The sequence below is a fragment of the Mycolicibacterium chubuense genome (assembly GCF_001044255.1).
Classification (GTDB): Bacteria; Actinomycetota; Actinomycetes; order Mycobacteriales; family Mycobacteriaceae; genus Mycobacterium; species Mycobacterium chubuense.
The window spans coordinates 1-7,031 of the sequence record NZ_JYNX01000080.1; the positions used below are offsets into that span (position 1 = coordinate 1).

At 70.0% G+C, this 7,031-nt stretch carries 7 protein-coding genes and 2 pseudogenes; 6 read left to right on the plus strand and 3 right to left on the minus strand.

Translation table 11 applies throughout. The annotated features are described in order from the left end of the window. The 4 genes and pseudogenes from MCHUDSM44219_RS29645 to MCHUDSM44219_RS25975 all read left to right on the plus strand — a co-directional run. Positions 1 to 104: pseudogene (locus tag MCHUDSM44219_RS29645) on the plus strand (IS481 family transposase); the annotation flags it as partial. Between the two features lie 9 nt (positions 105 to 113). Beyond that, positions 114 to 1,433, plus strand: a pseudogene (locus MCHUDSM44219_RS25965) (NAD(P)/FAD-dependent oxidoreductase); the annotation flags it as partial. A 395-nt stretch (positions 1,434 to 1,828) separates the two neighbouring features. Continuing rightward, the gene (locus MCHUDSM44219_RS25970; RefSeq protein WP_048421162.1) at positions 1,829 to 2,119 is read left to right on the plus strand and encodes a hypothetical protein; all 291 of its coding nucleotides are present in this window, start codon (positions 1,829 to 1,831) and stop codon (positions 2,117 to 2,119) included. 78 nt (positions 2,120 to 2,197) lie between these two features. Then, on the plus strand, positions 2,198 to 2,488 hold the full coding sequence (locus MCHUDSM44219_RS25975) for a putative quinol monooxygenase (RefSeq protein ID WP_048421163.1): 291 nt from the start codon (positions 2,198 to 2,200) through the stop codon (positions 2,486 to 2,488). A gap of 12 nt (positions 2,489 to 2,500) precedes the next feature. Here MCHUDSM44219_RS25975 and MCHUDSM44219_RS25980 read toward each other — a convergent pair whose 3' ends face one another. Next, positions 2,501 to 3,496 (minus strand): cation transporter, encoded by a 996-nt coding sequence (locus MCHUDSM44219_RS25980; protein WP_131722353.1) that lies wholly within the window; start codon positions 3,494 to 3,496, stop codon positions 2,501 to 2,503. 143 nt (positions 3,497 to 3,639) lie between these two features. Between MCHUDSM44219_RS25980 and MCHUDSM44219_RS25985 the strand changes: the two genes are divergently transcribed. Continuing rightward, complete coding sequence (locus MCHUDSM44219_RS25985; RefSeq protein ID WP_048421160.1) at positions 3,640 to 4,086, plus strand: VOC family protein; 447 nt, start codon at positions 3,640 to 3,642, stop codon at positions 4,084 to 4,086. Between the two features lie 8 nt (positions 4,087 to 4,094). On the opposite strand, the gene MCHUDSM44219_RS25990 is transcribed toward MCHUDSM44219_RS25985, so the two are convergent. Together MCHUDSM44219_RS25990 and MCHUDSM44219_RS25995 are read right to left on the minus strand one after the other, a co-directional pair. Continuing rightward, positions 4,095 to 5,657 carry an FAD-dependent oxidoreductase gene (locus MCHUDSM44219_RS25990; protein ID WP_053081393.1) on the minus strand — a complete coding sequence of 521 codons (1,563 nt, stop codon included), beginning with the start codon at positions 5,655 to 5,657 and terminating at the stop codon, positions 4,095 to 4,097. Beyond that, positions 5,654 to 6,475, minus strand: coding sequence for a carotenoid biosynthesis protein (locus MCHUDSM44219_RS25995; protein WP_048421164.1), 822 nt, complete (start codon positions 6,473 to 6,475; stop codon positions 5,654 to 5,656). Before MCHUDSM44219_RS25995 ends, MCHUDSM44219_RS25990 begins: the two co-directional genes overlap by 4 nt. 99 nt (positions 6,476 to 6,574) lie before the next feature. Here MCHUDSM44219_RS25995 and MCHUDSM44219_RS26000 point away from each other — a divergent pair. Beyond that, positions 6,575 to 7,031 (plus strand): glycosyltransferase family 2 protein (locus tag MCHUDSM44219_RS26000; protein ID WP_201778180.1); only part of this gene is annotated, 457 nt, incomplete at its 3' end.

Here is a 7,031-nt window from a genome sequence, read left to right on the forward strand (position 1 = left end):
TACCGGGTTGGCTGCACTTCTACAATCACCACCGAGCCCACTCCGCCATCGGAGGACAGCCACCGGTCACCCGACTGACCAACCTCCCTGGACATCACAATTAGCCTTCCCTGGTGAGCAACGGTCGCCCGAGGGTGCTGATCATCGGTGGAGGGTTCGGCGGATTGTTCTGCGCGCGCCGGCTCGGCGGGGCGGACGTCGACGTCACCCTGCTCGACCGCGCGGCGGGACACCTGTTCCAGCCGCTGCTGTACCAGTGCGCGACGGGCAAGCTCAGCATCGGCCACATCAGTCGTCCGCTGCGTGAGGAGTTCGCGCGTCACCGCAATGTGACGATCCTGCTCGGTGAGGCCGTCGAGCTCGATCCGCGGGCACGCCGGTTGACCGCGATTCGACCCGACGAGTCGCGGTTCACCCTCGACTACGACGTGCTCGTCATCGCCGCGGGGATGCGCCAGTCCTACTTCGACAACGAGAGCTTCGCGCAGTGGGCGCCCGGCATGAAGACCCTCGACGATGCGCTGAGCATCCGGCAGCGGCTGTTCACCGCGTTCGAGATCGCCGAGACGCTGCCGCCGGGTCCGGAGCGCACCGCATGGCTCACCTTCGCCGTCGCCGGCGGCGGGCCGACCGGCGTCGAACTGGCCGGGCAGATCCGCGAAGTGGCCACCCAGACGCTGGCCAACGAGTTCCACAGCATCGAGCCCGAGGACGCCCGGGTGCTGCTCTTCGACGGTGGGGATCGGGTGCTCAAGACGTTCGCCCCGGACCTGTCGGCGAAAGCCACCAAAACCCTGGAGAAGCTCGGCGTCGAGTTGCACATGGGCGTGCACGTCACCGATGTGCGCCGCGAGGGGGTCACCGTCACCCCCAAGGGCGGCGGCGCGGCCGAGCACTACGAGGTCCGCACGGTGCTGTGGACCGCGGGCGTGGAGGCTGTGCCGTTCGCCCGGCACGTCGCGGAGATCCTCGGGGTGACGACCGACCGGGCAGGCCGGATCGCCGTCGGGCCCGACCTGTCGGTCCCCGGGCATCCCGAGATCTTCGTGATCGGCGATCTGGTCGGCCGGGACAACCTGCCCGGTGTCGCCGAGAACGCCATGCAGGGCGGCCTGCACGTCGCCGCCTGCGTCCGCAGGGAACTAGCGGGCCGGCCCCGCCGTGACTACCGCTACCGCGACCTCGGTTCGGCGGCCTACATCAGCCACGGGAACGCTCTGCTGCAGGTCGGCCGGCTGAAGCTGTCGGGTTTCCCGGGCTGGCTGGCCTGGGGGGTGCTGCACATCGCGTTCCTCACCGGTCTGAGCAACCGGGTCAGCACCGTGGCCACCTGGCTGGCCACGATCGCGCGCACCAATCGCTATCACCGGGCGTTCATGCTCGGTGCCGCGAATTCCCCCGAGCAGCTCTACACGTGGACGAACTGCGACGAAACGGTCGATGACTCGCCCCCGGCGGGAATGACGATCTCGAGTGATGACGTGCGCCGCCTGCTGACCGCGGACCCCGATGCACTGCTGGTGCTGATCGAGGGCCGCGCCGAGGTGATCACGCCGAAGGCGCTCGACGACGACGCGTTCCGCGGGGCGATGGAGGTGATCTCGCGGGCGGACCTGCTCGAGCGCACCGGCGGCGCCACAGACCTCGGCGAATCCGAACTATCCGTGCAGGCCGCGGCGCTCGACACGGCGGTCACCGAACTGGGCGGCTGACTGTCGGGAACCCTGCAGACCGTCGGCGGGTCATTGAGGACCTTGGTCCGTACCGCGACGGGGTGTGCGCGCCTAGCGTCGAGCGTGGGACACAACACCGCTCGAAAGGACCCATGATGACCCAGGTATCTGAAACGCCAAAGCCCGCAACACATTCCGGCGAGCTACTCGATGACGTCCGGGAGTCGGCCAAGGTCGGCCAGCACGCCGTCGCCGAGGCGTTGCGACTTTTCCGCCAGACGGTCGACGAGGCGGTTCCCGAAGCAGTCCAGCCGCTGCGGAACAAGATCGTCGACGCCGCCATCGAGCTCGCCGACAAGCTCGTCGCGGCTCAGTACCAGTTCAACCGAAATCTCGTGCGCAGCGCGGACAAGGCGTTGAGCAGGTCCGACGGGGAAGACGAGTAGGGCAGCCGCCGCTCGGCGATGACTGCGGGGCGCCGCTGCGGTCCATCCTTGGTGATGGACGAACCGACAAGCGCGCAGATGATCATCGTCGCGGGACACCTCGTGGTCGATCCCGCCGACCGCGAGTCCTACCTCGCGGGCTGCGCCACCGTCGTGCGGCAGGCGCGGGCAGCGCCCGGCTGCCGCGATTTCGCGATCTGCGCGGACCCGGTGGACCCGGGCCGGATCAACGTCTACGAGCGGTGGGAATCCACAGCCGCGGTCGAGGCGTTCAGAAGCAGCGGCCCCAGCGAAGAGCAGCGGGCCGCGATTCGGTCCGGGTCGGTGACCGAGTACCGGATCACCGACGCTCGAACACTTTTCGGCTGATCGCCCGGCTCATCACCCGTCACCGGCGACGACGGGGATGCCGTGGATCGGATAGGCGCTGAACACCAGGGTCAGCCGGATCGGCCCCACCCGGGTGGTGAGTTCGTCCAGCGTGCGGGCCCGCAGCTGATCCTGTTCGGCCACGGACATCGTGCCGGTGTAGGACACCCGCAGATCGACCTCGGTGGTCTTGCCGCGGCTGATGGCCAGCGCGTCGACGAGGCTGAGTTCGTGGTCGAGTTCATGGCGGTGCTCCTCGGACACCGCCTCGATGGCCGCCCGGACCGCGGCGTCGAGGTCAGGGTCGGAGCGGCGACCCGACAGCCGGCCGAATTCCAGACGGATCTCGCGGACAGGGTCGGCGACGAGGACGGCGCACAGGATGAGCACGATGATGCTGTCGGCGATGTCCTTGACGTTGAACCGATCCGAGGTGATGGCGGTGCCGTCGGGAATGACCGCCACGATCACCAGTGACACGCAGATGCCGGCGCTGATGAAGCTCGCCATCTTCGCCGCGTTCGCCTCGACGCGCAGCAGGGCCGACCCGTCACCGACGGAACGGTTGTTACGCCGGTGGTTGGCCATCAGCGCGAGCCCGATGGCGGCGACGACGGCGGTGTAGATCGCGGCCACCCCGAACTCCGGCTCGCTGCCTTCACCGGTGACGAGATAGTCGATCACCTTGATCGCGTTGGTCACCACGGCGACGAGAACCACACCGAGAATCATCAGAGACCGGAACAGTGCATACAGGTTCTCCAACGCCAATCGGCCATAAGGGTTCTCGGCATCCGGGGGACGCGACGAGGCCACCGCCAGGCGCGCCGCGATGAACGCGGCCGCGGCGTTGATCAGTGAGATCACGCCGTCGAGCTGGGTCGCCGAGACACGGGTGACGGCGTACACGGCGAAGCCGACGACGGCGAGCCCGAGCATGGTGACCATGTAGGTGTACAAGCTACGTCGCTCAGCTGCCAGAACCGCCGACGGTGACGCCATCGCCATGGTGAGCGAGCCTACGACGAACGCCGGGAATGCGGGGCCCACATGCCGCGTTACAGGGGCATTCCGGCAGACGCCGGTCAGAACACCGTCGAACCGCGTTCCGCCACGGCTCTGACGCCAATCACGAAAGTGGCTGCATCGCTATGGAATTCAAACTCGAGGTCGTCATCGTGCCCGTCTCGGACGTCGACAAGGCACTGGCCTTCTACCACGATCGGCTGGGCTGGCGTCTCGACGCCGATTTCGCCGTGACCGACGGCTACCGCATCGTCCAGGTGACGCCGCCCGGCTCGCCTGCCTCCGTCATCTTCGGCGACGGGGTCTCCGCTGCCACTCCCGGCTCGGTCGAGGGCCTGCTGTTGGTGGTGAACGACATCCGGGCCGCCCGGGAGGAACTGCTGTCCCGCGGCGTCGAGGTGAGCGAGGTGTTCCACGACGAGTCCGGAGTGTTCAAGCGGGCTGGGACGGTCGGTCGCGTCGCGGGGCCCGGCGCGGAGGGTGGCAGCTACGCCTCGCATGCGACGTTCGGCGACCCGGACGGAAACGAGTGGGTGCTGCAGGAGGTGACCACGCGGCTGCCCGGACGCTGAGATCCGCGCTACCGTCGCGTACGGCTGCTCCGGCCGCCGATGCTCGGTACCCCGGCCAGCAGGCCGCGCTGCGGCACCCCGAGGATCGGCTCGGCCGCGACGCCGAGTTCGGCGAACACATCGTTGGCCGCGAGAACACCTGACATGGCCGAACGTTCCATGAGTCCGGACAGATACCGCGTGTCGATGTAGTCACCGGCCAGACGCAGCCCGCGCGCATCGGTGCGCACCCCCGGTCGCGTCCCGGCCGAGCCCGGCGGGAAGGCGGGTGCGGTGGCCTCGAGCCGGTCGTGGGTGTGCAGGATCGTCGCGTCGACGGTCTCGGGCCACAGGATGGCCAGTTCGCTGCGCAGCGCGGCGGCGGCACTGGCGGCGTCGGGCAGGCGGCACGAATACGAGTGCAGCTCGACGATCGAACCGCCCGTGGCGCGCGCCCATGCGATGCTCGGCTCCTCCAGGCGGGAGTACACGGCGATCGAGTCCAGCGTGGGCTGTCCGCTGACGGCGCTGAACGGGGCACGGTCCGGCGCGACGTCGCGGTCGAACCAGATCCGGCTGACCGCGAACGGCGGTGCGACGGTGAGGTTCTCGCAGCGGCGGGCGAGCATCGGGGCGGCCTGCGCGGTCGCTGCCGAGGCGCCGACCAACGATGTCAGGGCCCCGGGATCGAGCGCCAGGATCAGGTGCCGGGTGTCGAGGGCCTCACCGTCGGTGGACACCCGCCAGCCCTGGCCCTGCGGTTCCAGCGACGTGACACGCGCCCCCAGCCGCACGTCGGCGCGGTGCCGCTCGAGGTGGCGCCGCAGCGGATTCCAGATCGCGGTGGCGTAGTCGGTGTCGGGCACGTCGAAGCCGATGCCCTCGGGGTTGCCGAGGAAGTAGTAATGAAACATCGCGACCAGCTCGGCGGCGGAGAGCTGGCCCTGGTTGCAGAAGAACGACCGCGCGAAGGCCTCGAAGAGCATGGTGCGGCTGCGCTCGGTCATCCCGAACCCGTCGAGGAACGTCGCGGCGTCGACGTCGTCGAACTCGGCGTACGTGGTCGCCCGGTCGTAGGCGAGCAACGCCCGCCCGGTGTCGGCGTCGGCGGTCATCAGTTCGCGGCGGGTGAGGCTCTTGGAGCGCAGCGCCAGCGCGAGCAGATTCAGGGGCGGCGCGGCGGGCAACCCGGACAGGTCCTCGGCGGGCCAGTCCGCCGAGATCACGGGGTAGCTCTTCACCGGCGCGAGGAACGACAGGTCGGGGTCGGCGCGGCGCAGGATCGCCCGCCACGTGTAGTAGTGCCGGAAGAACGCGTGGAATCCGTGCTCGATGATCTGCTCGGAGCCGTCGGGAAGGCGCTCGGGCCACGCGCCCAACCGTCCGCCGAGGTGATCGGCGGCCTCGAGCAGCGTCACCGCGACCCCGCGCTCGGCGAGGACGACCGCCGCGGAGACGCCCGCGATTCCGCCGCCGACGATCACCGCCTCGGTGCCCTCGGGCGCCTCACGCGGCTGTAGCGGGTCGGGTGTGACGAGAGCCCGGGGACGCATTCGCAGCGGTGCGGCGCGACTGGTCAGGGCATTGCTCATGGCGACGGCTCCTCAGGGCTCGGTGGCTGCCGGCGGGCTCGTCGCAGCAGGGCGACCACTTCGATGGCGAACGGCACGGCGACGACACCCATCAGCACGCCGCCGGTGAGCGCGGAGCCGGGCAGGCCGAAGAAGACGGCGTGGGCCATCGCCGAGGAGAAATAGACCCACAGGTACAGCGCGGCCGCCGGCCATGAGGGCGACGAGGCGCGCGACGGCCGCAGCAGCAGGTGCAGGGCCGTCATCATCACCAGGGAGACCAGCAGCCACCCGGCGTAGTTCGACATCGGGATGCCCGGGATGAGCGGCAACGCAGGATGCGGGTCGAGCCACGTCCAATGGCCCGCGGCAACCATCTGCGGGTCGAGGAACACGTCCCAGGCCGTCAACGCGTACGCGGCGACGACCACCACTGCGGGGCCGCGCCGCACCAGGGTGCGGCCGACCACCAGCGCCGGCCACGCCATCATCACCCAGGCCATCGGCACGATGACCGGGACACCGACGAGCTCGGGTCCCAGCGTCCCGGTGTAGGCGTAGTGCCCGAACGGCCACCCGGTGGCGACGCCGACGGACTCGGCCACCAGACCACCGCCGCCGGCGACCACGGCGAGGGTGAGCGCCCCGCGCAGCCCGTGCACCCGGCCGGCGTCGGCCAACGAGGCCAGGAAGAAGATGGCGACGCTGAGCACGGTCACTTCGGTGCGCCACGCCTCGGGCATCAGGGGATAGAGGATCTGCACGACGATGGCGGACGCGACCAGCGTCCACACGGCCTGGCCGGAGCGCACGGGCGCGAGGGGCACCGCAACCGCCACCCGCCGAACCTCCACTGTTCCAGTCTGTCAGCCGTCGCGGCGCATGCCGCTGACGCTGGCTCCTTCGCCGGGCATCGTCGACCTGCGTAGAGTTTGCAGGTGCCCGATGCGCGCCCTGCCGAAATCCTACGCGCCGTCGTGGCCGCCGGATCGGCGCTCGCCTGCCTGGGTACCGCGCATGAACTGGTCAATCTCCGGCTGCTGCGCCGGCTGCCCGACGATCCCGCTCCGGTCGGGACGGTGGTGTCGGTGCTGATCCCCGCGCGCGACGAGGCGCACCGCATCGCGCCGACGATTCGGTCGGTGCTGGCCCAGCGCGGTCTGACCGATGTGGAGATCCTCGTTCTCGACGACGGCTCGACCGACGGCACCGCCGAGGTGGTCCGCCGGGCCGCGGGCGACGATCCGCGGCTGAAGATCCTGACCGGGGCGGCGACGCCGCCGGGGTGGCTGGGCAAGCCGCACGCGTGCGCCCAGCTCACCGCCGCCGCGCGCGGCGAGATGCTGGCGTTCGTCGACGCCGACGTGGTGCTCGCCCCGAACGCCGTCGCCGCGG

Coding starts and splice junctions, on each gene's coding strand:
- MCHUDSM44219_RS25970 (WP_048421162.1), top strand. CDS start 1,829: ATGACCCAGGTATCTGAAACGCCAAAGCCCGCAACACATTCCGGCGAG.
- MCHUDSM44219_RS25975 (WP_048421163.1), top strand. CDS start 2,198: ATGATCATCGTCGCGGGACACCTCGTGGTCGATCCCGCCGACCGCGAG.
- MCHUDSM44219_RS25980 (WP_131722353.1), bottom strand. CDS start 3,496: ATGGCGATGGCGTCACCGTCGGCGGTTCTGGCAGCTGAGCGACGTAGC.
- MCHUDSM44219_RS25985 (WP_048421160.1), top strand. CDS start 3,640: ATGGAATTCAAACTCGAGGTCGTCATCGTGCCCGTCTCGGACGTCGAC.
- MCHUDSM44219_RS25990 (WP_053081393.1), bottom strand. CDS start 5,657: ATGAGCAATGCCCTGACCAGTCGCGCCGCACCGCTGCGAATGCGTCCC.